32 protein-coding genes and 2 tRNA genes are annotated in these 19,880 nt (G+C 60.1%); 19 read left to right on the forward strand and 15 right to left on the reverse strand.

Annotation, left to right across the window (positions count from 1 at the left end; translation table 11 throughout):
- Positions 1-10 precede the first annotated feature (10 nt).
- Positions 11-604 carry a VTT domain-containing protein gene (locus tag AB7951_RS12950; RefSeq protein ID WP_120289486.1) on the forward strand — a complete coding sequence of 198 codons (594 nt, stop codon included), beginning with the start codon at positions 11-13 and terminating at the stop codon, positions 602-604.
- 21 nt (positions 605-625) lie between these two features.
- Here AB7951_RS12950 and AB7951_RS12955 read toward each other — a convergent pair whose 3' ends face one another.
- From AB7951_RS12955 to AB7951_RS12965, 3 genes are all read right to left on the reverse strand, one after another.
- Positions 626-862, reverse strand: a complete 237-nt coding sequence (locus AB7951_RS12955) for a hypothetical protein (protein WP_068736536.1) — start codon at positions 860-862, stop codon at positions 626-628.
- A 135-nt stretch (positions 863-997) separates the two neighbouring features.
- Positions 998-1,549 carry a hypothetical protein gene (locus tag AB7951_RS12960; RefSeq protein ID WP_309946149.1) on the reverse strand — a complete coding sequence of 184 codons (552 nt, stop codon included), beginning with the start codon at positions 1,547-1,549 and terminating at the stop codon, positions 998-1,000.
- A 146-nt stretch (positions 1,550-1,695) separates the two neighbouring features.
- A tRNA-Glu gene (locus AB7951_RS12965) sits at positions 1,696-1,770 on the reverse strand.
- 329 nt (positions 1,771-2,099) lie between these two features.
- Here AB7951_RS12965 and AB7951_RS12970 point away from each other — a divergent pair.
- On the forward strand, positions 2,100-2,354 hold the full coding sequence (locus AB7951_RS12970; protein ID WP_089264230.1) for a PilZ domain-containing protein: 255 nt from the start codon (positions 2,100-2,102) through the stop codon (positions 2,352-2,354).
- Positions 2,355-2,366: 12 nt separating this feature from the next.
- Positions 2,367-2,519 (forward strand): hypothetical protein, encoded by a 153-nt coding sequence (locus AB7951_RS12975; RefSeq protein ID WP_158596794.1) that lies wholly within the window; start codon positions 2,367-2,369, stop codon positions 2,517-2,519.
- 21 nt (positions 2,520-2,540) lie between these two features.
- Here AB7951_RS12975 and AB7951_RS12980 read toward each other — a convergent pair whose 3' ends face one another.
- From AB7951_RS12980 to AB7951_RS12995, 4 genes are all read right to left on the reverse strand, one after another.
- Entirely contained in the window at positions 2,541-3,188 is a 648-nt protein-coding gene (locus tag AB7951_RS12980; RefSeq protein WP_120289577.1) for a glutathione S-transferase, read from the reverse strand.
- Positions 3,189-3,518: 330 nt separating this feature from the next.
- Positions 3,519-3,968, reverse strand: coding sequence for a VOC family protein (locus AB7951_RS12985; protein WP_093758501.1), 450 nt, complete (start codon positions 3,966-3,968; stop codon positions 3,519-3,521).
- Positions 3,969-4,106: 138 nt separating this feature from the next.
- Complete coding sequence (locus AB7951_RS12990) at positions 4,107-4,274, reverse strand: hypothetical protein (protein WP_244558297.1); 168 nt, start codon at positions 4,272-4,274, stop codon at positions 4,107-4,109.
- Between the two features lie 163 nt (positions 4,275-4,437).
- The gene (locus tag AB7951_RS12995; RefSeq protein WP_120289579.1) at positions 4,438-4,962 is read right to left on the reverse strand and encodes a PAS domain-containing protein; all 525 of its coding nucleotides are present in this window, start codon (positions 4,960-4,962) and stop codon (positions 4,438-4,440) included.
- A 161-nt stretch (positions 4,963-5,123) separates the two neighbouring features.
- On the opposite strand from AB7951_RS12995, the gene AB7951_RS13000 reads away from it, so the two are divergent.
- From AB7951_RS13000 to AB7951_RS13010, 3 genes are all read left to right on the forward strand, one after another.
- Positions 5,124-5,249 (forward strand): hypothetical protein, encoded by a 126-nt coding sequence (locus AB7951_RS13000; protein ID WP_439061609.1) that lies wholly within the window; start codon positions 5,124-5,126, stop codon positions 5,247-5,249.
- 207 nt (positions 5,250-5,456) lie between these two features.
- Positions 5,457-5,642 carry a hypothetical protein gene (locus AB7951_RS13005; RefSeq protein WP_147421635.1) on the forward strand — a complete coding sequence of 62 codons (186 nt, stop codon included), beginning with the start codon at positions 5,457-5,459 and terminating at the stop codon, positions 5,640-5,642.
- A 298-nt stretch (positions 5,643-5,940) separates the two neighbouring features.
- Complete coding sequence (locus AB7951_RS13010; RefSeq protein WP_147421636.1) at positions 5,941-6,162, forward strand: hypothetical protein; 222 nt, start codon at positions 5,941-5,943, stop codon at positions 6,160-6,162.
- Between the two features lie 33 nt (positions 6,163-6,195).
- Here the strand turns inward: AB7951_RS13010 and AB7951_RS13015 are convergent, their stop codons facing one another.
- Positions 6,196-6,363, reverse strand: coding sequence for a hypothetical protein (locus tag AB7951_RS13015; RefSeq protein WP_158596795.1), 168 nt, complete (start codon positions 6,361-6,363; stop codon positions 6,196-6,198).
- Positions 6,364-6,618: 255 nt separating this feature from the next.
- Here AB7951_RS13015 and AB7951_RS13020 point away from each other — a divergent pair, with 255 nt between their 5' ends.
- A complete protein-coding gene (locus AB7951_RS13020; protein WP_120289587.1) occupies positions 6,619-6,792 on the forward strand; it encodes a DUF3606 domain-containing protein in 174 nt (57 codons plus the stop codon).
- 82 nt (positions 6,793-6,874) lie between these two features.
- Here AB7951_RS13020 and AB7951_RS13025 read toward each other — a convergent pair whose 3' ends face one another.
- Positions 6,875-7,240 (reverse strand): PRC-barrel domain-containing protein, encoded by a 366-nt coding sequence (locus AB7951_RS13025; RefSeq protein WP_089264240.1) that lies wholly within the window; start codon positions 7,238-7,240, stop codon positions 6,875-6,877.
- A 96-nt stretch (positions 7,241-7,336) separates the two neighbouring features.
- Positions 7,337-7,582 carry a hypothetical protein gene (locus AB7951_RS13030; protein ID WP_120289591.1) on the reverse strand — a complete coding sequence of 82 codons (246 nt, stop codon included), beginning with the start codon at positions 7,580-7,582 and terminating at the stop codon, positions 7,337-7,339.
- Positions 7,583-8,049: 467 nt separating this feature from the next.
- Here AB7951_RS13030 and AB7951_RS13035 point away from each other — a divergent pair, with 467 nt between their 5' ends.
- Positions 8,050-8,376: a hypothetical protein gene (locus AB7951_RS13035; protein WP_092143275.1), complete on the forward strand. Its 327-nt coding sequence runs from the start codon at positions 8,050-8,052 to the stop codon at positions 8,374-8,376.
- Between the two features lie 124 nt (positions 8,377-8,500).
- Here AB7951_RS13035 and AB7951_RS13040 read toward each other — a convergent pair whose 3' ends face one another.
- Both AB7951_RS13040 and AB7951_RS13045 read right to left on the reverse strand, forming a co-directional pair.
- Complete coding sequence (locus AB7951_RS13040; RefSeq protein ID WP_120289595.1) at positions 8,501-8,797, reverse strand: hypothetical protein; 297 nt, start codon at positions 8,795-8,797, stop codon at positions 8,501-8,503.
- 112 nt (positions 8,798-8,909) lie between these two features.
- Entirely contained in the window at positions 8,910-9,077 is a 168-nt protein-coding gene (locus AB7951_RS13045) for a hypothetical protein (RefSeq protein WP_158550333.1), read from the reverse strand.
- Positions 9,078-9,359: 282 nt separating this feature from the next.
- Here AB7951_RS13045 and AB7951_RS13050 point away from each other — a divergent pair, with 282 nt between their 5' ends.
- The 3 genes from AB7951_RS13050 to AB7951_RS13060 all read left to right on the forward strand — a co-directional run bounded on the left by AB7951_RS13050 (position 9,360) and on the right by AB7951_RS13060 (position 10,293).
- Positions 9,360-9,566, forward strand: a complete 207-nt coding sequence (locus AB7951_RS13050) for a hypothetical protein (RefSeq protein ID WP_089264246.1) — start codon at positions 9,360-9,362, stop codon at positions 9,564-9,566.
- A gap of 161 nt (positions 9,567-9,727) precedes the next feature.
- Positions 9,728-9,976, forward strand: a complete 249-nt coding sequence (locus AB7951_RS13055) for a DUF6719 family protein (protein ID WP_139212548.1) — start codon at positions 9,728-9,730, stop codon at positions 9,974-9,976.
- Between the two features lie 119 nt (positions 9,977-10,095).
- On the forward strand, positions 10,096-10,293 hold the full coding sequence (locus AB7951_RS13060) for a DUF3606 domain-containing protein (protein ID WP_068736505.1): 198 nt from the start codon (positions 10,096-10,098) through the stop codon (positions 10,291-10,293).
- A 107-nt stretch (positions 10,294-10,400) separates the two neighbouring features.
- Here the strand turns inward: AB7951_RS13060 and AB7951_RS13065 are convergent, their stop codons facing one another.
- Positions 10,401-10,874: a hypothetical protein gene (locus tag AB7951_RS13065; RefSeq protein WP_120289602.1), complete on the reverse strand. Its 474-nt coding sequence runs from the start codon at positions 10,872-10,874 to the stop codon at positions 10,401-10,403.
- 153 nt (positions 10,875-11,027) lie between these two features.
- Here AB7951_RS13065 and AB7951_RS13070 point away from each other — a divergent pair, with 153 nt between their 5' ends.
- The 5 genes from AB7951_RS13070 to AB7951_RS13090 all read left to right on the forward strand — a co-directional run bounded on the left by AB7951_RS13070 (position 11,028) and on the right by AB7951_RS13090 (position 14,122).
- Positions 11,028-11,267 carry a hypothetical protein gene (locus AB7951_RS13070; protein WP_093758515.1) on the forward strand — a complete coding sequence of 80 codons (240 nt, stop codon included), beginning with the start codon at positions 11,028-11,030 and terminating at the stop codon, positions 11,265-11,267.
- Between the two features lie 177 nt (positions 11,268-11,444).
- A complete protein-coding gene (locus AB7951_RS13075; RefSeq protein ID WP_120289604.1) occupies positions 11,445-11,759 on the forward strand; it encodes an H-NS histone family protein in 315 nt (104 codons plus the stop codon).
- Between the two features lie 104 nt (positions 11,760-11,863).
- Complete coding sequence (locus tag AB7951_RS13080; protein WP_120289606.1) at positions 11,864-12,625, forward strand: Sir2 family NAD-dependent protein deacetylase; 762 nt, start codon at positions 11,864-11,866, stop codon at positions 12,623-12,625.
- 193 nt (positions 12,626-12,818) lie between these two features.
- Positions 12,819-13,478 (forward strand): cold-shock protein, encoded by a 660-nt coding sequence (locus AB7951_RS13085; protein WP_170849667.1) that lies wholly within the window; start codon positions 12,819-12,821, stop codon positions 13,476-13,478.
- Between the two features lie 203 nt (positions 13,479-13,681).
- Positions 13,682-14,122, forward strand: a complete 441-nt coding sequence (locus AB7951_RS13090) for a DUF192 domain-containing protein (protein WP_439062659.1) — start codon at positions 13,682-13,684, stop codon at positions 14,120-14,122.
- 21 nt (positions 14,123-14,143) lie between these two features.
- Here the strand turns inward: AB7951_RS13090 and AB7951_RS13095 are convergent.
- Together AB7951_RS13095 and AB7951_RS13100 are read right to left on the reverse strand one after the other, a co-directional pair.
- A tRNA-Pro gene (locus AB7951_RS13095) sits at positions 14,144-14,220 on the reverse strand.
- Between the two features lie 91 nt (positions 14,221-14,311).
- Positions 14,312-15,496 (reverse strand): OpgC domain-containing protein, encoded by a 1,185-nt coding sequence (locus tag AB7951_RS13100; RefSeq protein WP_120289610.1) that lies wholly within the window; start codon positions 15,494-15,496, stop codon positions 14,312-14,314.
- Between the two features lie 263 nt (positions 15,497-15,759).
- Here AB7951_RS13100 and AB7951_RS13105 point away from each other — a divergent pair, with 263 nt between their 5' ends.
- The 3 genes from AB7951_RS13105 (at position 15,760) to AB7951_RS13115 (ending at position 19,851) form a co-directional block, all read left to right on the forward strand.
- Positions 15,760-16,065 carry an ETC complex I subunit gene (locus tag AB7951_RS13105; protein WP_089264254.1) on the forward strand — a complete coding sequence of 102 codons (306 nt, stop codon included), beginning with the start codon at positions 15,760-15,762 and terminating at the stop codon, positions 16,063-16,065.
- 166 nt (positions 16,066-16,231) lie between these two features.
- Positions 16,232-17,836, forward strand: a complete 1,605-nt coding sequence (locus AB7951_RS13110; protein ID WP_120289612.1) for a carboxyl transferase domain-containing protein — start codon at positions 16,232-16,234, stop codon at positions 17,834-17,836.
- A gap of 2 nt (positions 17,837-17,838) precedes the next feature.
- Positions 17,839-19,851 (forward strand): acetyl-CoA carboxylase biotin carboxylase subunit, encoded by a 2,013-nt coding sequence (locus tag AB7951_RS13115; protein ID WP_120290315.1) that lies wholly within the window; start codon positions 17,839-17,841, stop codon positions 19,849-19,851.
- Positions 19,852-19,880 lie beyond the last annotated feature (29 nt).

Below are 19,880 nucleotides of genomic sequence, written 5' to 3' on the forward strand. Positions count from 1 at the left end.
CTCCTCCCTGATGGACATCATTCAGAAAATCTCGGCGCTGATCGCGGCGCAAGCCGATTGGGCTGGACCGCTTGGCTTCGTCATCGCCTTCTTCGGGTGTCTGGTCGGCTCCAGTTTTGTCGTTCCGGCTGCGGCCATCGTGACGGCGACCGGCGTGCTGATCGGCGCCGGCGTGGTATCCTGGACTTTCGTCCTCTGGGCCATCGGCGGTGCGGTGCTCGGCATGAGCGTGTCCTATGAGCTCGGCAAACGGTGCGGGCCGAGGCTGCTGGAGATGCGGATGCTCCAATCGCGTCAGCAACTGGTGGCGCGGGTGCGTGGGCTATTCGAGCGCTACGGCATCGCGGCGATCATGGTCGGTTATCATATCGGGCCGGCGCGCGCGCTGGTCACCAGCGTCGCGGGCATTACCGGCATGCCGCGTCTGAAGTTCGAAATTGCCAGTATCGTGTCAGCAATGGTCTGGATCGTCGATCACGCCTTGATCGGCGTCATCCCCGGCACACTCATCGACGCCGACAGTCCATGGTTGCTCCCGGTGACATTCGGAGCACCGGTCGTCGTGATCGTGCTGACCGTGATGTTGCTGCGCAAGTCGTTGTAGCCCCAGCGCCAACGTCTCGCATCACGCGGCCTTCGAGATCTTCTTCTTGAGATGCCCGGTGTCGTGATCGCGGCGGAGCTGACTGAGCGACGTGTCGTTGAGCTTCGGCAGCACTTCGCTGAGCGTGAGCGTGTCGGGATGCCCGGCTGCGAAAAACTTGCCGTAGATCTTGCGGAGTGTTGCCAGTGTGGTGCTGCCGTATTTCTCGGTCATCGCGCTGTCGTGCGCGTGAAGGTGATCGCCGCCGTCATGCTTCATGTCTCGCTCCCTGCCGGTATCGCATGATCTCGCACCTTGAGCAGTGCAGATTGCGTTCGGCCAGACAGACTAGGCGCGGTGCTGTGGAGAGTACAAGCAGTTCACGTGTACTCGGGAGCAATCGCGCGGGATGGCTTAGCCGCGCGCCCCGGGGCGCTTGCGCTGCACAACGATCTTCATCTTCTGACGGCCCTTGCTTGCCGCGGCGCGGGAGCGTGAGCGGCGCGGTTGCTCTCGCGCGGCAGGCTTGTCGTCGGTCGCCGAGGTGCTGGCAAAAGACTGCCGGAGAGTGTCGAGCGTGGAGGTGAGGGCGCCGACCTGCTCGTTGAGCTTGCGCGCTTCGTTCTGCTGCGCCGTCATCAGACGCTGCATAGTCTGCAACTGATCCTGCACGACCTGGAGTTGGTCGATCGACTGCTGCTGCGTGGCCTCGATGCCCTTGGTTTTCTCGATCAACTGTTCGGACGCCTGCGCCACACGGGCCTGCTGCAGGCGCGATGCGGTGAGACGCTCCGGCTCCGGCGTTGCGCCGCTATAGCTGCGCCACGTGAAGATGCCGCCGATGCCGATCACGACCAGAAACAGGGCCGCAGCCGCAACCATGATCGGCTGCTGGCTAATGCGCCAGGTGTGACTGGGTTCGGACGCGTAACTGTGCTGGGAAGCGCTCGGCATGATTTCGACCATGAAGCTCGAAGTCCTATGGCGTGTGATCGTTCCAATCCGCGACAAAACCATCCAGAACGCGTGAATTTCGGGAGGTTCGCGGCCAAGTTCAACGAAAATAAGGCTCGGGTGGCAATAACGTGGCCTAACCCAGGGCAGTGCGCGAATGGCGCTCCCTAGCGGAATCGAACCGCTCTCTCCACCGTGAAAGGGTGGCGTCCTAACCGATAGACGAAGGGAGCAAAAAACCCCGGCCGATCCAGCGGCCCGAAATCAGGCCAAGGATACCGCGGTTCTGCACGGCTATTTCTAAAATCGCCGCAACATCAAAGCTTTAGGGCTGATCTATCGCGGGCGGCACCGACCGAAAGCAAATCAGTTTGGTGCCAGCGGCCGAACGTATAGTGACGTTTGTTCGGGTCGGCAAGTGGGCGGTGAGGGATCAGGTGGATGATCCCCATGCGCGGCGCACGGACCTTGTGCACAGGACATTTCGAACTCTTCTGCACCTCTCAACGGTTCTTAAAGCATGCAGGCTTAAGGCTCTCTCCCGGGGGCGTGGAGTGATGCGATGGCAGTGACGAAAAAACGCGACACACGCCGGTCCGTACACCAGGCCGCATGGATCACGCTGGACGGTGGATTCGCGGCCCGGCAATGCAATGTACTGGATCTCTCGACTTCCGGCGCGAAAGTCGTCGTCGACGATCCCACGTCGGTCCCCAACAAGATGAAGCTGGCCTTCTCGCGCGACGCACGCACCGGGCGTACGTGTGAAGTGGTCTGGCGCCGCGGCAAGACGCTGGGCGTTCGCTTCATCGCGTAGGGCTCCACGATCGTGCGCCCCGATATCGTCATTCCCGTATTGATGGGCTGCGCGCTGCTGTGGTGGATCGGCCGCGGCATGAACTGGACCATGCGCCTGGTCGTGGCCGGGATCACGCTGGTGTTGATCATGGGCATCCTGCTGCTCGAACGTTCGTTGAACTAACGTTCAAGCGAACGCCTGCTATCAGGAGAGCGGCGGCGCGACATAGGTCTGGAAGCCAGGCCGTGCCGAGATCACCTGATACCAATGTTGCAGATGCGGAAGTGCAGGGCGCGTGACACCCTCGACGCCGAACCAGCGCCGCGCATAGCAACCGATGGCGATATCGGCGAGACTGAAATCGTCGCCTTCCATCCAGGTCTGATGGGAAAGTTGCCGGTCGACCATCTCCCACAGCGCCGCATTGGCATCCGCGGCCTTCTGCAGCGCGGCCATGTCGCGGTCGGCGACGGGCGTCCGCACCAGTCCCCAAAACAACGGGCGCTCGGCCGGCTGCAATGTCGTCAGTGTCCAGTCGAGCCAGCGCTCCATCCCGGCGCGCACTTTTGGCGTGGATGGGTAGAGGGGCGATGTAGCGCCATAGGCCAGGGCGATATAGCGCATGATGGAATTGGATTCCCACAGCACGAAATCGCCTTGCACCAATGTGGGGACGCGGCCGTTGGGATTCATCGCCAGATAGTCGGCCTCGCCATTTCGGCCGAACTGCATGCCGGCATCGATGCGCTCATAGGCGACGTCGAGTTCATGGCAGCACCACAGAACCTTTTGCACATTGACCGAATTGGCGCGGCCCCAGATCTGCAGGGATGGAGTGGGAGTCTGTGACACGATGAACCTCGCTGGCGAATAAGCGCCGCAGGTTTAGCCAGCAACGCGCCGCCATCGCAAGGCCGGTCTCGTGCTGACCTCTCACAAAGGAGCGAGCCCGCAAACGAAACAGGCCCCGCGTGAGCGAGGCCTGTTCATGGGTTCAGCTTGGGAGGCGTCAGCGACCGAAGAAGAGCCACAGCAGAATGATCACCGGAATCGGTACACCCAGCAGCCAGAGCAGAATTCCACGTCCCATTGTCTCAGCCTCCATGAAATCAGTATCGCATCGACAACGCGGCATTGCTCATGGCGTTCCACCGCTGCACCTGCAGCGATGCGTTTTGTGAGTTACCAATGTCCGGTGTTGGGCATTGACGACCATGGCTCCTGCGGCGGCAGTGCGTCGCCTTTCTGCAGAAGCTCGATGGAATGCAGATCGGGCGAGCGAACGAAGGCCATCTGGCCATCGCGCGGCGGACGATTGATGGTGATGCCGAGCTTCATCAACCGGTCGCAGGTCGCATAGATGTCGTCGACTTCGTAAGCGAGATGGCCGAAATAGCGATCCTCGCCGTATTTCTCTTCGTCCCAGTTGTAAGTGAGTTCGACCAGCGGCGCGCCGCGTCCCTTGGTCTTGGCAAGCAACGCCTCGTCTTCGGCGGCGCACAAGAACACCAGAGTGAATTTCGCCTTGTCGTTGTCGACCCGGCGGACTTCCTTGAGCTCGAGCGCATCGGCATAGAATTTCAGGGCCGCATCCAGATTGCGGACGCGCAGCATGGTGTGAAGGTAGCGCATTGGGATTGTCTCCATGGGATCGACACAAGCGTGCAACCACTAGGGCAGCGGCGCTTGCCATAGCAGCTAAACAAGACAAATGGCAGATGTCGTCTTGAGAAAGAGGGCGCACCATCTGAATTGTGAAGAGCGTTGCCCTCAGGCGCTGACATCCACGATGGCGGGCGTATCGATTTCCCGCTTGTGCCAGACGGTCAAATCCTTGCGCGGCTTCTCCCACGCATATTCGTCACCGTTTTTTTGCAAATGCTGAATGGCCGCCACATGGGCGTCATCGGCGCTCTTGGCTTCCACGACGATCTCCACGGATTCCTCGACGGAGCGAACGACGACGACGCTAAAAAATTTCCTTGCCATGCGGGCATAACCGGCAGCGCAAGGCTACGTTCCCGGCGACGATGTATTAAGCCGTGACCGCAGCATTTTATCGGCAACGCTGTCGTAAAGGGCAATCTCGAACCGTGCGGGATTAGGTCGGGACGATGCTGAAATGATGGTCATCGATCTTCTCCCGCGTGATGTCGACGATGGCGCCGGGAAACCGAACCGCCTTGCCCGACGAATCGAGCGTGCACATACCGCGCGCATAAACCCAATGCGTGTCGCCGTGAGAGACGACGCGATATTCACGGGAGAACACCTGACCGGTCGTCAGTGCGCGATTGATAGCGGCGGTGACGTCATCGATGTCGTCCGGATGAATGGCATCCAGCCAATCTTGCAACGGCGTGCCCCGCGAGGCCAAATCCGCATTGACGCCGAACAGACGGGCGAATTTGCTGTCTGCATAGACGCGGTCATTGGCGATGTCCCAGTCCCAGGTGCCGACCAATCGATCCTGGATACTGGAATCGCCTTCATGATGACGCACGCCGCTCTGGGCGGCTTCGAGCGAAGCCATCCGCAGGATCTGCGCGAGAACTGTCTGATGGCTCGCCTGCGCCGAGATGGCGAGCTCCCTGCAGATCTCCGAGATGGGCCGACCGACAATCATCACCGCTCCCGGAACTTATTGGCCAACCGATCGTAATATTGCGTATATTGATGGGCATTCAATTCAACGTACAGGGAAAAGGTTCCGAAACCTTTCCGTACAACTTGGGAGTGTTACTCGTGTGGCGGTTTGGAAGGGCTTCGGACGAGGAGGCCTTAAAAATGGTCGTGACTTACCTCACCATTAACGAGCCGGAGCGCCGTCGCGAAATATTCGAACTCGCTGAGAAGTATGCGAAGGAGACCTGCTCTCCCCCGATCTCGCAGGACAACGTCGATAAGAAGTAACACGCCGAGGAAGTAACGAACCAGGCAGGAGCGCTTCACGATGCGGCCTGTAGTTTAGTTTGATCGCGGGAGCGCCGGAAATTAACAGTCCACAACGGCTTCGTTAAAATCCGATCGGCCAAGTAACCTTCATCGGTTAGGTTAAAACCAGAGTATGATTGCGCGGAAATAAGAGTGAGCTATTCATTTCCCATCGAGGGAGTGACCATGTCCGCTTCGTTTCACAATGCCGACAAGCCGACGCATCGACGGGTGATGCTGGTGGGATTTCTGTTCTGCACAGCCTTTGTCGCGGTGAGCTTCTTCGCCCGGCCGCAGCCGGCAACGGACCATGTCCTGCTGAAAGCCGACAAGCTCACTCGTACCGCGGGCCAGCCTGTGGCTGCCAACTAGCCAAGCAAGGCTTCAACGCTGGCTTGGCGTGGTGTTCGGGCTAAAGGGCATGATCACGCGCACCGGCTCTTGCGACACAGGTCGCTCATAGGCGACACGCTGGGTGTTTTTGCTTGCAACAGCGGGGGTCGGCTCGAGGACCCACGGTACGAAGGCGATCATTCCGCAGACAAGCGCGACCGCGCTGAGCAGCAATACACCATTATCTTCTTCTCTCGGTCCCATGCCATGGAAACACCGCACTGCGGTATTCGTTCCAATGAGCTATGCGACCGCATACAAGCGGCGAGGGAAGACCATGAGAATTATCGTTGTTGGACTGCTGATCGCTGTCATCCCGCTGCAGGCCTTCGCTGCGGCGTCGAAGAAGCCAGTGGCAACGAAGCAGAGCATGACGCCGGCACCACGAAAACCAGATCCGTGTAAGCAATACGGCGCGGGCTTCGTCCAGGTTGAGGGGACGTCGACCTGCATCAGGGTCGGCGGGAGCGTCGGCATTGGTGGGGGCGTTTCGCAATAGAGCGTGGATCGCCGGCGGGACTGGTGGCTAACCTCAGACCTTCTTGTCGAGCTCGACCGGCGCCTCCGGCGGCTCGTGATGGTCGTCATAGGCCCGTTTCGCCTGCAACTGGTCCCATGCCCCCTTGCGCAATGACAGCCGACCGTAAGGCGGCGGGTTCGGCCTCAGTTCGACGGTTTGAACGACAAGGGCTGTGGACATCATCTCCCATAATGCCGCGGGTGCGATTGGGTTCTCCGAGCTCTGGAAGTGCAGTTAAAGCCGGGTTGGCGGAATCTCCGGCATTTGAACGATTACTTGTGTGGCAGGTGAGCGGCGCCCGGAACAAGTCACAGTCGTGCATGTTTTGCACTCACCAAACGGCATATGGGACACCTTGCGTGGACGAAGATTTCAATGACGCCGGCGAGCAGCTCGCCATTTATATCAACCAGTTAATTGAAGAGGCCGACGACGATGGACGACCGGAAGAACAAGGGTCAGCCGGATCGCAGCAAGATCAACATGCACGAGGCGCATGAGGTGAAATACTGGACCCATCAGCTCGGTGTGTCCCGCGAGAAGCTGCAGGCGGCGGTGGAGAAAGTCGGCAATGCGGCTGCGGCAGTGCGCAAGGAACTGGCGCACTAGAGTGCCGATGCATCGGACTGGGTGAACAAACAAGAACGGCACCCGATCGGGTGCCGTTCTGCTGTGTGGTATATCCCGGGCGTCAGATGCCCATGGGAACGCCGTAGTAATCGTTCACCGCGCGGGCCCGCGATGTGTCAGCCCAATTCCAACTATTGTCGTTGCCGTATTTGGGAGCGTTCTCCAGCTGCTGCTGCGTTACGCCAGTGCGATAACCGCCCAGTGCGGTATCATATTTCAGCGACTGCCAGGGCAGGGGATAGTGATCGTCGCCGATGCCGAGAAAGCCGCCAAAGCTGAGCACAGCGTAGGAAACCCGGCCACTCTTCTTGTCGATCATCACGCGCTCGATTGAACCGATCTTCTGGTCGTCAGCGCCGAACACTGCGGTGCCTTCGACCTTGTCGCTGCCAATCAGGTTACCTTGTTCACTTGCTTCGATGGGCATGTAGAGCCTCCCTTTTGGTTGTGTCTGGCCAACAGGTAAAAGGGAGAAACGTTCCTACGTCGTTGCCCTGCAAATGTTTTGGGACGCCCAGCGTCGTCAGTGACTGGCCACGAGACGCAGGCGCGGCTTCAGCGTATTTTGCAAGTCGTCAGCAAGCTTGAGGACCCGCGGATCGCTGGAGCGGGCTGCGCAGGTTGAGAACTGATTGACTGAGCGGACAAGAGCCTCGCGTTCCTCGCGCGTACGCGTGACATGCGGACTCGACAGGCGCAGCACCATCTGGCCAAGGCCGACGAGCAATTCATCGAGCGCCTTGTCGATCTTTGCGATCTGTTCAATCATCGCCATTACTCCACTGCTCGCACGCGTGTCCGTGCGACTCCGCGTACATTCATGGAGAGGAAAGCGTCGGCTTTGCGAGCCGTTCCGATAACCGGCCCCTCATGGTTAATGAAACGTGAAGGCGATATGGGGCGCGTTAAGGCTTCACCCCGAGCTAATCGGCGCCTTGTCGCGGGGGAGCGCAGCCAAGCGACGCGCATAGGGTGACGGTTTCATTTTGCGATGCGTCACGGGAATCATCTTGTCGCGTCCGTTGTGTTCATCGAAAGCGCGAAGCCGCTCTCGGATGAATTCGGGATGCGCCGCGTGAAAGGCCTGAAGCTGGCGTGCGAGTTGCGCACGGCGATAGCGAATGGGCATCATGACGCACCTCCGGTCCGGAACCCGAGCGGTGAAATCTTACAGGCCCTGAAACCAACAAAAAAGCTTGGCGTTATTTGGCCGGTGGTGAACAGAAAGGGTATCACATGAAAAAAGCAGCATTGATCCTGGCCACTGTCGCAGCCATCGGCACGACCGCCGTTACGGCGCCTGCTGAAGCGCGCGGATGGGGTAGAGGTTGGGGACCGGGTCCCGCAATCGGCTTTGGTATTGCCGCAGGTGCGCTGGCCGCGGGGGCCTATGGTGCGTACGGACCGTACGGATACGGATATGGCCCACGCTATTATGGCTACGGTCCCGGCTACGGATATTACCGACCGCGTTATTACCGTCCGGCTTACTATGGCGGTTACTATGGTCCCGGCCCCTATGCCTATGGCCCGCGTTACTATCGCAGCTATGGTTATTGGTAGGGCCGAACACGGCCCGGAGCATTGCTTCGGGCCTATTGCGCTGCACGTGCGTGACGCGCATTCAATAAAAAGCCCGCCAGAAATGGCGGGCTTTTTATTGGTCGCTGCTGCGAGCAGATCGTAGCTAGTGCCGCACACGGCGCTCCTGACGGGGTGTCACGAACTCGTTCCAGTCGGTTGCCCGTACCTTTTCGATCGTGGTCTCGTAATAGTCTTCACGTTCGCGCTGGAACTTCGCCTGCTTCTCGCGAAATTCTGCCACCCGGCGTTCCATGTCGGCGCGCGCCGCTGAAATTCTTTCTTCGTTCATTTTCTTCTCTTCGTTTCGCTCCCCAAGGAGAGCATCGATGCCGAATGCGGCATCAATCCGATCTTTGCAAGGCGACCGGTGGATAAGTCGCAGCGCGCGACGCTCACGCAAGCTCAGATCTCTCGCACCGAATCACCGGCAAAACAAAACCTCGCATCACCGCTGTGAAGCGAGGTTGGATATTCCAGCGCAGACGTAACGCCGTCGACGCCAAAGGGTTCCGTTATTCAGCACTCTCCAACGCAAGCGCCTGTTCGAAATCCCGCATCCGCGCGTTGACCCAGTCTTCGTCCTGACAACTCAAGAGCAGCATTTCTCGTTCTGCCTTGCGGCAGAATTCCGGATCCGGATCGATGCTTTTCCAAAGGTCGATACGTGCCTGCAAATCCATGTCAGTCTCCCAGTTTTCCAGCCGCGTATGCCCCGCCAATCCGGCGATTCCTGTGACGTCCCGATAAAACATTGGCGAATGATGTTCTCTATTTGTTCTAGCTCAGGTCAGCCATTCTGTCCATCGGGATCTCGCTACGGGAGATTGGAATGCACGGAATTCTGCAGGGGAATGGTGCGATCCGGGGCTCCCGATTTTGATCGCGATGGAGAGTGTCATCGTCATCAGCTATAAGGCCGCTCGCTCGGGGCCTTTTGCTTCGGCGTCTGTCAGGAGAGCTGCATGAGCAAGCAGGCAATGCGCGAAGAGGCCGAGCGTCTGATCCGCGAGACTATGGAGCGCAAGGCGCTGGTGGTGAAGCAGGGCGACACACGGATTATGACGACCTGCGGCAAGTGCGGCGCGGCGAACAAGGTCTCGGCGCCAAAGGGTGTCGCGCGGGTGTCTTTCACCTGCAAGGAGTGCGGTCACGAGCAGGTCACGCTCTGACCCTATGCTGAAACCGGAAATCGGCGCGAAAATTGCTTTGTGTTTCGCGGTGGTCCGGGGCAATAATTGCGGTAACGGCTCGGGGAGAGCTGACTGCAAAAATTGAAGGGCGTGAACGATTACCCTTGGACCGGTGCGTATTTGCTGTGTTGGGGACGACCATGCGTTTTTGGGTTTTGGGGACTTTCGGAATTTCTCTGGTGGCGTTGGCCACACCTTCCGCCGCTCAGTCCATTCGGACAGCTGAACCGCTCATCCTGGCGCCTTACGAGAGCGCGCTGGTCCAGGACGGGTCATGTGCGGCCGGCAAGATCTTAAAGGTCACCGGCGCCATTCGTGGCCTGCGCCGCAAGAAGTTGTGCATCCCGCTCAATGAGATCCAGGCCTCGCTGGGCTCGGTGGTTCAGTAATTGCTCGCGGCAAGACTTCTTGCTTTGACTGGACGACTTTCCGAGATCGCATCAATCGCCTGTTAACGTTGGAGTGTGCACTCGCTTGGGCTGTGCGGGCGACGTGTTACCCTGCCGGCATGATCAGTCTCGTCCCAGTCGCCGCCGTCCTGGCGTCCGAACGTGGCGTCCGGCCGGCGCCGGTGATCGATTCCAGTGATGCTTCCCAACGCGACTATTGGGCCTATCGGCTGAGCGTCTCGCCGACCGAATTGAACGCCGCGATCGAAAAGGTCGGCTCGTCGGTTGCCGCCGTGCGGCGACACCTCGGCAAATAACCCGAACCGACAGACCGTCTCCTCACGTTGAAGCCCGCAAGGCGAAAGCCCCGCCGGGGGAGGACGGGGCTTTCTGAAAACAGAGCATCGGGGAAACTGCTCCGGCTTTACAACCGGTCGCGCCCGGAATCGTTCCGCAGCGTTGTGCGGATACGCGTCTGCATAGCTTCGTAATAGACGTCGCGCTCGTGGATCATCTGGGCCTGGCGAGCCTTGAACGACGCAACGCGCTTGAGGATCTCGGCCCGCTCGGATGGGCCCGAATAAAGCGGATCTCTCCGGGCAGGAGATGGCACGTTGGTTGGACCTGCAACAGGAAGGTCCTGCGAACTGCGCTCCGAGGTTTCAATTGCCGCGTTCGCCGCATGTACAATCAAAGCAGGGGCCGTCAAGCGATCTGCCTCCATGATGGCAGGCGAGGTGACGGTTTCCGTTGAATCGGACGCGTGCGACGGCGCGTGGCTCGGCGGTTGCCAGATGTTCAGTCGCTGGGCCGCGACCGGATGCGCTGCGGCGACTTCCTGTACGAATGCGAGCGTCTGCGCGACCAGCCGGTCACGCTCTTCTTTCCAAGATGCCATGACGCGTTTCCCCAATCCCGCATCCATTCTCTGCGAAGCAAGAGCTCGACGTCAATTGAATTGCATCCATCATGATGTCTTCGGTGGATGATCGCGCTGCCGCGCTTGCGGCGCATGGATGTTATCGCTAGTTCGGAACAAACGGAGATTTCCATGGCCAAGATCGATCTGGACTCACTGAGCATCGAGGAACTTGCGGCACTGCGCGATCATGCATCCGACAAGCTGGCGGAAAAAGTTGCTGCGCGTCAGGCTGAGCTCGAAGCCGAGCTGGATAAGCTCGCGCAGTACGGCAAGTCCGTGAAGAAGTCTCAGGCAACGCCGGTGGCAAAGCCGAAGAAGGACGATCTGCCGAAGAGCGAGCTCTCCGCCGATGTCTCGCGGGCTGCATAAAGATTTCGCAAATCGGTATTTAATTACTTAAGGGCGGAGCTCATTTCAGCTTCGCCCCGATATTTGATTTTGATGTGGTGTTTTGACACCGCCCGCATTTCATTTAATTGACGCACGCTGGCGCGTATTTTGCGCGCCTTGGGAAGGAGTGCGGACGCATTTGATCGGAGCTTGTTTATGCCGGCCCTTGATATCAAATCTCTTTCGGTTCCCGAACTCCTCGCATTGCGGGAGGATATCGACAAGCAACTGCAAGCCCACCGTGCCGAATTGCAGGCGCAACTCGCACAGATCAGAAGCGTCGATGGCAAAACCAGCCGTGTCAAAGGCATCAAGGTTCCGGCGAAGTATCGCCATCCCAAGACGGGAGAGACCTGGACCGGGCGCGGCGGTGTAGCGGGCTGGCTCGCGAAGGAGATCGCCGCCGGTCGCAAGCGGGAAGACTTTTTGATCGACAAGCCCGCAAGGAATGGACGCGCCAAAGCGAAATAGATCCAGGAAACGTGGCGACGAAGCGAAACATGCGTTGATCCCGGCATGGCACCGGATCCCGGTCTGCGGCATTGTCGTCGGATCACTTCCTCTCGGACCTTCCAATGATTGCAACTGACCTTCCCACTGGCGTGGATCGTCTTGGCGAGATGATCGCCGAGGCGAGAACCATCGTGCCGTTCACCGGCGCGGGGATCTCGACCGAAACAGGCATTCCCGATTTCCGTTCGCCTGGTGGCTTGTGGACCCGTAACCGGCCAATTCCGTTCGACGAGTTCGTCGCCAGTCAGGATGCGCGCGATGAAGCCTGGCGCCGGCGCTTTGCGATGGAAGAGACATTCGCTGCCGCCAAGCCTGGTCGCGGGCATCGCGCGCTCGCCTCACTCTACAAGGCCGGCAAGATTCCCGCTGTGATCACCCAAAACATCGACAACTTGCATCAAGCGTCCGGCTTCAAGGCTGACGCTGTGATCGAGCTGCACGGCAATACGACCTATGCGCGTTGCATCGGTTGCGCGAGGCGCTATGAGCTCGATTGGGTGAAGAGCAGATTCGATTCCGAAAGACAGGCGCCAGACTGCACGGCATGCGGCGAGCCCGTGAAGGCTGCGACGATCTCATTCGGTCAGGCGATGCCTGAAGATGAGATGCGTCGCGCAACTGAGCTATCGCAGCACTGCGATCTGTTCATTGCGATTGGATCGTCGCTCGTCGTGTGGCCCGCAGCGGGATTCCCGATGATGGCGAAACATGCCGGTGCACGCCTTGTTATCATCAACAATGAGGCGACCGAGCAGGACGATCACGCTGACCTTGTCATTCGCCATGATATCGGCGAAACGCTCGGACCGTTCGTCGGAAATTGATGCGCATCTGATTCGTTTGAGCGCAAGCTGTTCATAGCTGTCACTGTGTTCGTTTTTTGTCTTTGCTGATCAGGCGACAGTGTTATCTTCGAATCGAAAGATTCGCACCGCGCCATCGTGAATTAGCTTCGATGGGGCATGTGAGATGGCGCTGACAGGGCTGACAGCGCAAATGATAGTGGGATCCGGGGCCATGGGGTCGGACGCATTTGAGTCCAAGCGGTTGGGGGGACTGATTCCCGGAGCGGGTGGTCCGCGACCAGGGAATGAGCTTTCAGGCAACGCAAGCCGCGACGCACTCGACCCCTTTGCGGGTGTCGGCGAAGGCAACGCCGTCGATCTCGTCGAGATCAGCGGTGTTATCAAGTGGTTCGATGCTTCCAAGGGTTATGGCTTCATCATTCCTGACAATGGCGCAGCCGACGTGCTCCTGCATGTGACCGTGCTTCGCCGCGACGGCTACCAGACGGCCTATGAAGGTGCCCGTGTGGTCGTTGAATGCACCCAGCGGTCCAAGGGCTATCAGGCTTTCCGCGTTGTCTCGATGGACGAGTCGACTGCCATCCATCCGGCGCAGATGTTGCCGCCGCGCACCCATGTCAGCGTGACGCCTACCAGTGGCCTCGAGCGGGCGCAGGTGAAGTGGTTCAACCGGCTGCGTGGCTTCGGCTTCCTGAGCTGCGGTGAAGGCACGCCGGACATCTTCGTCCACATGGAAACCCTGCGCCGTTTCGGCATGACCGAACTGCGTCCCGGCCAGTATGTGCTGGTGCGCTTCGGGCCTGGTTCCAAGGGCATGATGGCTGCCGAGATCCAGCCCGAAGGCGGTACGCCGGGTCTTTCGTCGCACTAAGCCGTCTACGGTTTTCCAAGTTTCTTGCAGGTTTCCTGTCGGCCTTACCGTCCTAGGGCCATCACGCGGCTGTGCATCACGACCGTCTGGCGCTGGCACGCGTCGTCAGGCTAGGGTCGCGCCGCCCGGCGTCCTGACCGGGCTCTTTGCGTGGATTGCCCTTCATGAGTCTGTTTCGCTTCGCCTACCGCTGCCGCCTCTCGATGCTGGCGGTGATCGCCGCTCTGGCCCTTGTCGGCCCTTATAAGCCAGCCGCAGCCGCCGAATTCCAGCCGCTCGAAATCGTCACCAAGTCAGGTGTGCGGATGTTCTCCGTCGAAATCGCCAAGACCGACGAGGAGCGGGCGACCGGTCTGATGTACCGCAAGGAGCTCGCGGATGGCCGCGGTATGCTGTTCGACTTCACCCCCGAGCAGCAGGTCTCCATGTGGATGAAGAACACCTTCGTTTCACTCGACATGATCTTCATCGGCGGTGATGGCCGGGTGCTCCGGATCGCGGAGAATACCGAGCCACAATCCCTCAGGATCATTTCATCGGGAGGCCCGGCACGGGCTGTTCTCGAAGTGGTCGCAGGCACCGCCAAAAAATACGGAATCGCGCCCGGGGACCAGGTGGTCCACCCGCTGTTCAAGAGGCGCTAAGTCATTGAATATAATGGAGGATGGTCGGGGCACTAGGATTCGAACCTAGGACCTGCGGTACCCAAAACCGCCGCGCTACCAGGCTGCGCTATACCCCGACGATGCGGTGTCGATACACGCTTAGGCCGGGGGCAGCAAGGCATCTGCCGGCGATTTCTCGCCTGTCCCGCACCATGTTCGACAACGGGTCTATTCTGCGGCTTTCGACGGCGATGCCTGCTGTTCTGACGTTGCGGGAGCAGTCGGCTTCGGCAACGGCTTGTCCTGCTTCTTCGACCACGAGATGTAATAGGCCACGCAGGTCATGATGCCGATGCCGGCGGCGCTGACGAATATTTGCGCCAGCAGCGAGCCTGACGACATCATCAGCTGGAAGTGGCCGACGAAGGACAGGAACACGCCGACGCAGAATACGGCGAGCGACTGCTGGCCGCATTTGATGAGCGGCTGAAACACCGGCCACTCCAGGCCTTTCCATTCCTTCGGCACGAAGCGGGTGACGAAGAAGGCGATGATCACGAAATGCAGCACGCGATAGGGCGCAAGGTTGGTCTTGTCGTTCGGATTGAACGCGTCGAACAACCAGTCCGGCATGATCATGTGGCCGGTGTCCGGGAAGCGACCGGCCATGGTCATGACAAGCGAGAACAAGAGATAGGCGATACCGAAATACAGCAGCACCTTGGAGCGGATCACCGAGCGTGACTCGAGCGCACCGCCGAGCGCGAACCAGGCGCCGAACACAAACAGTAATTGCCAGGTGAACGGGTTGAAGTACCAGACGCCGTAGGGATAGGCGGGCAGATTCCAGCCGAACTGGCGTGCCGCGAAATAGAGCGCCAGCGACGCCAGCATCGTCAGATCCGGCTTGCGCAGCATCATCCACAGCACCGGCGGGAACAGGCCCATCAGCACAATATAGAGTGGCAGCACGTCGAGATTGAGCGGCTTGAACTTGAGCAGCAGACCTTGCGTCAGCGTCTGGATCGGATTGTCGACCAGACCGGCAACGTTGAACTCGTTAATGATGTCGGGGTCGTTATAGCGCTGCGCCACATAGCCGATGGCGGCGATGTAGATCACGAACAGGATAACGTGGGCGACATAGAGCTGCCAGACCCGCTTGGTGAGGCGCGTAGCGCCGACGATGAAGCCCCGCTCCAGCATCATCTTGGCGTAGACGAAGGACGCCGTGTAGCCGGAGATGAAGACGAACAGGTCGGCCGCGTCGGAGAAGCCATAGTTCCGGGTGGTGACCCAGTTCACCACATTGTCGGGGATGTGATCGAGGTAGATCGCCCAGTTGGCGATGCCGCGGAACAGGTCCAGCCGAAGGTCTCGGCCTTTGGGGGGAAGGATGGCGTGAATATCCATGGGTGCCGCTTCAGGAGCCCTTCGTGATGCCGAATTGCGAGATCAGATAGACCGCTTCGTGCCCCGATTGTCACGACGCCGTGGAACGAATATACACAATAACGAAGCCGCCAAACGACGGAATCACGGATCAAATTCGTGACAATTGGATATACCAGCCCCGCCGTTTTCACCAATTTGTCGCAGTGTCGCAGCTGACCAAGGCCGATCCCGAGACGCTAATCCCGAGACGAAGGCCCATCCTTAAAAGGCTATCGCATTCCATGACCGCACGTATCTTCAAAGCCCCCAAGAATGCCATGCAGGCAGGCCTCGCCAAGACCAAGGACTGGCAGCTCGATTATGAGCCGGAGCAGGCGCGGGTGATCGAGCCCCTGATGGGCTGGACGTCGTCCGGTGACATGAAGCAGCAGCTGTCCATCCACTTCGACAGCAAGGAAGAGGCGGTCGCCTACTGCGAGCGCGAAGGCATTGCCTATCAGGTGATTGAGCCCAAGGTGCGTGCGCCCCGGACCATCGCCTATGCCGACAATTTTGCGTTCCGCCGCTCGGAGCCATGGTCGCACTGACGACCGGTTTGCGGGCAAATCAGCCTCCGTAACGCTCCAAATCTCACCCTGACCAGCACCGAAAGTTAGGGTTGCGTCCCGCCACGACGGGGTGACACCATCATGGCAGGCCCGTTGCCGGGCCGCCGTGCAAACAAGAAACAGACCCTCCAGGAAACGGAAGCCGATGTCGCTTCGCTCCACGATCGATCCCACCTCGGCCGAGTTCAAACGCAATGTCGATGTGATGAAGGCGCAGGTTGCCGAGCTCAAGGACAAGCTCGGTGCGGTCGCCGGCGGCGGCGGCAAGGCGTCCCGCGCCAAGCACACCGCGCGCGGCAAGATGCTGGCCCGCGAGCGTGTCGATCTGATGATCGATCCCGGCACGGCCTTCCTCGAACTCTCGCCATTGGCCGCCAACGGCCTCTATGGCGGCGATGTCCATTCCGCCAGCGTCATCACTGGCGTCGGCCGAGTGTCAGGCAGGGAGTGCATGATCGTCGCCAATGATGCGACCATCAAGGGCGGCACCTACTATCCGATGACGGTGAAGAAGCATCTGCGCGCGCAGGACATCGCGCGGCAGAACAATCTGCCGTGTATCTATATGGTGGACTCCGGCGGTGCGTTTCTGCCGCAGCAGGACGACATCTTTCCGGATGAGCGCCATTTCGGCCGCATCTTCTACAATCAGGCGCAGATGTCGGCGCAGGGCATTCCGCAGATTGCGGTCGTGATGGGCTCGTGCACCGCCGGCGGCGCCTATATGCCGGCGATGTCCGACGAGAGCATCATCGTGCGCAATCAGGGCACGATCTTCCTCGGCGGTCCGCCGCTGGTGAAGGCCGCAACCGGCGAAGTGGTCACCGCCGAAGAACTTGGCGGCGCGGATGTACATTCGCGGCAGTCTGGCGTCACCGATCACTACGCACAGAACGATGGCCACGCCATCGGCATCGCGCGAAAAATCGTCGCAACGCTGAAGCCACCACAGCGGGCCACACTGAACATGCAGTCGCCGCGCGATCCCCTGTATGCAGCTGAAGAACTCTACGGTGTCATTCCTGCCGACGCGCGCAAGCCGTTCGATATGCACGACATCATCGCGCGCATTGTCGACGGCTCCGAATTCGACGAATTCAAGAAGCTCTACGGCACGACGCTGATCTGCGGCTTCGCGCATATCTGGGGTTTCCCGGTCGGCATCATCGCCAACAACGGAATCCTGTTCAGCGAGAGCTCGCTGAAGGGCGCGCATTTCATCGAGCTTTGCTGCCAGCGCAACATCCCGCTGGTGTTCCTGCAGAACATCACCGGCTTCATGGTCGGCAAGAAATACGAAGCCGGCGGCATTGCGCGCGATGGCGCCAAGCTGGTGACAGCTGTCGCCACGGCCAACGTCCCGAAATTCACTGTGGTGGTCGGCGGCTCCTACGGCGCCGGCAATTACGGCATGTGCGGCCGCGCCTACAGCCCGCGCTTTCTGTGGATGTGGCCCAATGCCCGTATCTCGGTGATGGGCGGCGAGCAGGCAGCGATGGTGCTGAGTCAGCTGCGCCGCGACAATATCGAAGCCAAGGGCGGCACCTGGTCGACCGAAGAGGAGGAAGCGTTTCGCAAGCCGACACGCGACCAGTTCGAGACCCAGGGCAGCCCGTATTACGCGACGGCGCGCCTCTGGGATGACGGCGTGATTGATCCCGCAGATACGCGCCTGGTGCTCGGACTTGGTTTGTCAGCGTCGGCCAATGCGCCGATCGAGCCGACGCGCTTCGGCCTGTTCAGGATGTGATGATGGCCAAAGCCGAAATCTCAAAAGCGTTATATCGCCGCTTTCGCACGCTCCTGATCGCCAATCGCGGCGAGATAGCCTGCCGCGTCATCCGTACCGCGCGGGCCATGGGCTTGCGCACCGTCGCGGTCTATTCCGAGGCAGATGCCAATGCGCTGCATGTCGCGGAAGCCGACGAGGCCGTGTTGATCGGCCCGGCGCGTGCGCGCGACAGCTATCTCAATATCGAGCGCATTCTCGAAGCTGCAAAGAAGACCGGCGCCGAGGCGATCCATCCCGGCTACGGCTTTCTCTCGGAGAGCGCCGAGTTCGCGCAGGCTTGTGCCGATGCCGGCCTGATCTTCGTTGGACCTACTGCGGAGATGATCACTGCGATGGGCTCGAAGTCGGGCTCCAAGGCGCTGATGGAGAAGGCTGGCGTGCCGCTGGTGCCGGGATTCCACGGCGAAGCGCAGGATGACGCGACACTGGCCAAGGCGGCCGACAAGATCGGCTTCCCGGTTCTGGTGAAGGCTTCCGCCGGCGGCGGCGGGCGTGGCATGCGCGTGGTGCGTTCGGCGGCTGAACTGGCTCCGGCCATCGTCAGCGCCAAGCGCGAGGCGAAGGCAGCGTTCGGCGACGATCGCATGCTGATCGAGAAGTATGTCGACAATCCCCGCCATATCGAAGTGCAGATCGTCGGCGACAGTCATGGCAATCTGGTCTCGCTGTTCGAGCGCGAATGCACGCTGCAGCGCAGGCATCAGAAGGTGATTGAAGAGGCGCCGTCGCCGACGTTGAACGGCGCGCAGCGTGAGGCGGTTTGCGAGGCTGCCCGCAAGGCCGCAGGCGCGGTGAACTATGTCGGCGCCGGCACTATCGAATTCGTCTCTGACGGCAAGGACGTGTTCTTCATCGAGATGAACACGCGCCTGCAAGTCGAGCATCCCGTCACCGAACTGATTACGTCGGTTGATCTCGTCGAATGGCAGTTGCGTGTGGCATTCGGCGAAAAGCTGCCGCTGACGCAAAGCGAGATCAAGCTCAACGGCCACGCCATCGAGGCGCGGGTTTACGCCGAGAATCCGCACAAGAATTTCATGCCCTCGGTTGGCAGGATTCGCACCTGGCGGACGCCCGCTGAGACGAACGGCTTGCGCATCGATGCTGGCTATCGCGAGGGTGACGCGGTGTCGCCGAACTATGACGCCATGCTCGCGAAGGTGATTGCCTGGGCGCCGACGCGCGATGCCGCGATCAACCGGCTCAACCGTGGGCTGGAAGAAACCGATATTCGCGGCATCGTCACCAACACGCCGTTCCTGTCGGCGCTTGTGACGCATCCGGATGTGCGTGCCAACACCATCGACACCGGCTTTATCGAGCGTGAATTGAAAGTGTTGACGCCGGACTCGGCGGCGCCTGGCGATCTCGAACTATGCGCGGCCGTCGCCGCCATCGTCTCGAACGAAGCGCAGGCAGCACGGGCCGCCGGTACCTCGCCCTGGCAGACGGCTGGTTGGATGCCGGTCGGGCGTCGCCAGCGGGTGTTCAAATTCAAGCATGGTTCGGATGAGCAGCGCGTGACGTTGAATTACGGCAGCGGTCCTGCGACGATTTCGATCGGCACTCGCGAGCTGGGGTTTGAGACGGCTGCGGCCGATGACGGGCATTTCGATCTGACACTGGACGGAGCACGCTCGCACATCGTTTCGGTGATCGAGGGCCACGAACTCTACCTGCGTACGCGTCACGGCCGTTTCGACATGCATTGGGTCGATCCGTTCGGCGGCGACGATGAAGAGCAAGTCGGCGAGGACAAGATCGTTGCGCCGTTGCCCGGCACCGTGGTGGCGCTGCTGGCCGAGGAGGGCGCGACCCTTGAGAAGGGCGCGGCCATCCTGACCTTGGAAGTCATGAAGATGGAGCAGACCCTGCGCGCGCCGTTCGCCGGCGTGCTCAAGCGCATCAAGTGCAAGGTTGGCGATATTGTTGGAGAAGGCGTCGAGCTTGCGGAAGTCGAGCCGAGCGCCTGATCCTATGAAAGACGTGTGAGATTGAAACA

It is taken from the genome of Tardiphaga sp. 285_C5_N1_2, assembly GCF_052076065.1.
Taxonomy (GTDB): domain Bacteria; phylum Pseudomonadota; class Alphaproteobacteria; order Rhizobiales; family Xanthobacteraceae; genus Tardiphaga; species Tardiphaga robiniae.

Bases quoted from the DNA above. Each gene is read 5' to 3' on its own strand.
- AB7951_RS12985 (WP_093758501.1), bottom strand. From the start codon at position 3,968: ATGCGCTACCTTCACACCATGCTGCGCGTCCGCAATCTGGATGCGGCC.
- AB7951_RS13115 (WP_120290315.1), top strand. From the start codon at position 17,839: ATGGCCAAAGCCGAAATCTCAAAAGCGTTATATCGCCGCTTTCGCACG.
- AB7951_RS13090 (WP_439062659.1), top strand. From the start codon at position 13,682: ATGCTGGCGGTGATCGCCGCTCTGGCCCTTGTCGGCCCTTATAAGCCA.
- AB7951_RS13020 (WP_120289587.1), top strand. From the start codon at position 6,619: ATGGACGACCGGAAGAACAAGGGTCAGCCGGATCGCAGCAAGATCAAC.
- AB7951_RS13000 (WP_439061609.1), top strand. From the start codon at position 5,124: ATGGTCGTGACTTACCTCACCATTAACGAGCCGGAGCGCCGTCGCGAA.
- AB7951_RS13030 (WP_120289591.1), bottom strand. From the start codon at position 7,582: ATGATTGAACAGATCGCAAAGATCGACAAGGCGCTCGATGAATTGCTC.
- AB7951_RS12955 (WP_068736536.1), bottom strand. From the start codon at position 862: ATGAAGCATGACGGCGGCGATCACCTTCACGCGCACGACAGCGCGATG.
- AB7951_RS13035 (WP_092143275.1), top strand. From the start codon at position 8,050: ATGAAAAAAGCAGCATTGATCCTGGCCACTGTCGCAGCCATCGGCACG.
- AB7951_RS12950 (WP_120289486.1), top strand. From the start codon at position 11: ATGGACATCATTCAGAAAATCTCGGCGCTGATCGCGGCGCAAGCCGAT.
- AB7951_RS13055 (WP_139212548.1), top strand. From the start codon at position 9,728: ATGCGTTTTTGGGTTTTGGGGACTTTCGGAATTTCTCTGGTGGCGTTG.
- AB7951_RS13075 (WP_120289604.1), top strand. From the start codon at position 11,445: ATGCCGGCCCTTGATATCAAATCTCTTTCGGTTCCCGAACTCCTCGCA.
- AB7951_RS12995 (WP_120289579.1), bottom strand. From the start codon at position 4,962: ATGATTGTCGGTCGGCCCATCTCGGAGATCTGCAGGGAGCTCGCCATC.
- AB7951_RS13105 (WP_089264254.1), top strand. From the start codon at position 15,760: ATGACCGCACGTATCTTCAAAGCCCCCAAGAATGCCATGCAGGCAGGC.
- AB7951_RS12960 (WP_309946149.1), bottom strand. From the start codon at position 1,549: ATGGTCGAAATCATGCCGAGCGCTTCCCAGCACAGTTACGCGTCCGAA.
- AB7951_RS13050 (WP_089264246.1), top strand. From the start codon at position 9,360: ATGAGCAAGCAGGCAATGCGCGAAGAGGCCGAGCGTCTGATCCGCGAG.
- AB7951_RS13065 (WP_120289602.1), bottom strand. From the start codon at position 10,874: ATGGCATCTTGGAAAGAAGAGCGTGACCGGCTGGTCGCGCAGACGCTC.
- AB7951_RS13010 (WP_147421636.1), top strand. From the start codon at position 5,941: ATGAGAATTATCGTTGTTGGACTGCTGATCGCTGTCATCCCGCTGCAG.
- AB7951_RS13060 (WP_068736505.1), top strand. From the start codon at position 10,096: ATGATCAGTCTCGTCCCAGTCGCCGCCGTCCTGGCGTCCGAACGTGGC.
- AB7951_RS13045 (WP_158550333.1), bottom strand. From the start codon at position 9,077: ATGGATTTGCAGGCACGTATCGACCTTTGGAAAAGCATCGATCCGGAT.
- AB7951_RS12970 (WP_089264230.1), top strand. From the start codon at position 2,100: ATGGCAGTGACGAAAAAACGCGACACACGCCGGTCCGTACACCAGGCC.
- AB7951_RS13005 (WP_147421635.1), top strand. From the start codon at position 5,457: ATGTCCGCTTCGTTTCACAATGCCGACAAGCCGACGCATCGACGGGTG.
- AB7951_RS13085 (WP_170849667.1), top strand. From the start codon at position 12,819: ATGGGGTCGGACGCATTTGAGTCCAAGCGGTTGGGGGGACTGATTCCC.
- AB7951_RS13080 (WP_120289606.1), top strand. From the start codon at position 11,864: ATGATTGCAACTGACCTTCCCACTGGCGTGGATCGTCTTGGCGAGATG.
- AB7951_RS13110 (WP_120289612.1), top strand. From the start codon at position 16,232: ATGTCGCTTCGCTCCACGATCGATCCCACCTCGGCCGAGTTCAAACGC.
- AB7951_RS13100 (WP_120289610.1), bottom strand. From the start codon at position 15,496: ATGGATATTCACGCCATCCTTCCCCCCAAAGGCCGAGACCTTCGGCTG.
- AB7951_RS13025 (WP_089264240.1), bottom strand. From the start codon at position 7,240: ATGCCCATCGAAGCAAGTGAACAAGGTAACCTGATTGGCAGCGACAAG.
- AB7951_RS13015 (WP_158596795.1), bottom strand. From the start codon at position 6,363: ATGTCCACAGCCCTTGTCGTTCAAACCGTCGAACTGAGGCCGAACCCG.
- AB7951_RS13070 (WP_093758515.1), top strand. From the start codon at position 11,028: ATGGCCAAGATCGATCTGGACTCACTGAGCATCGAGGAACTTGCGGCA.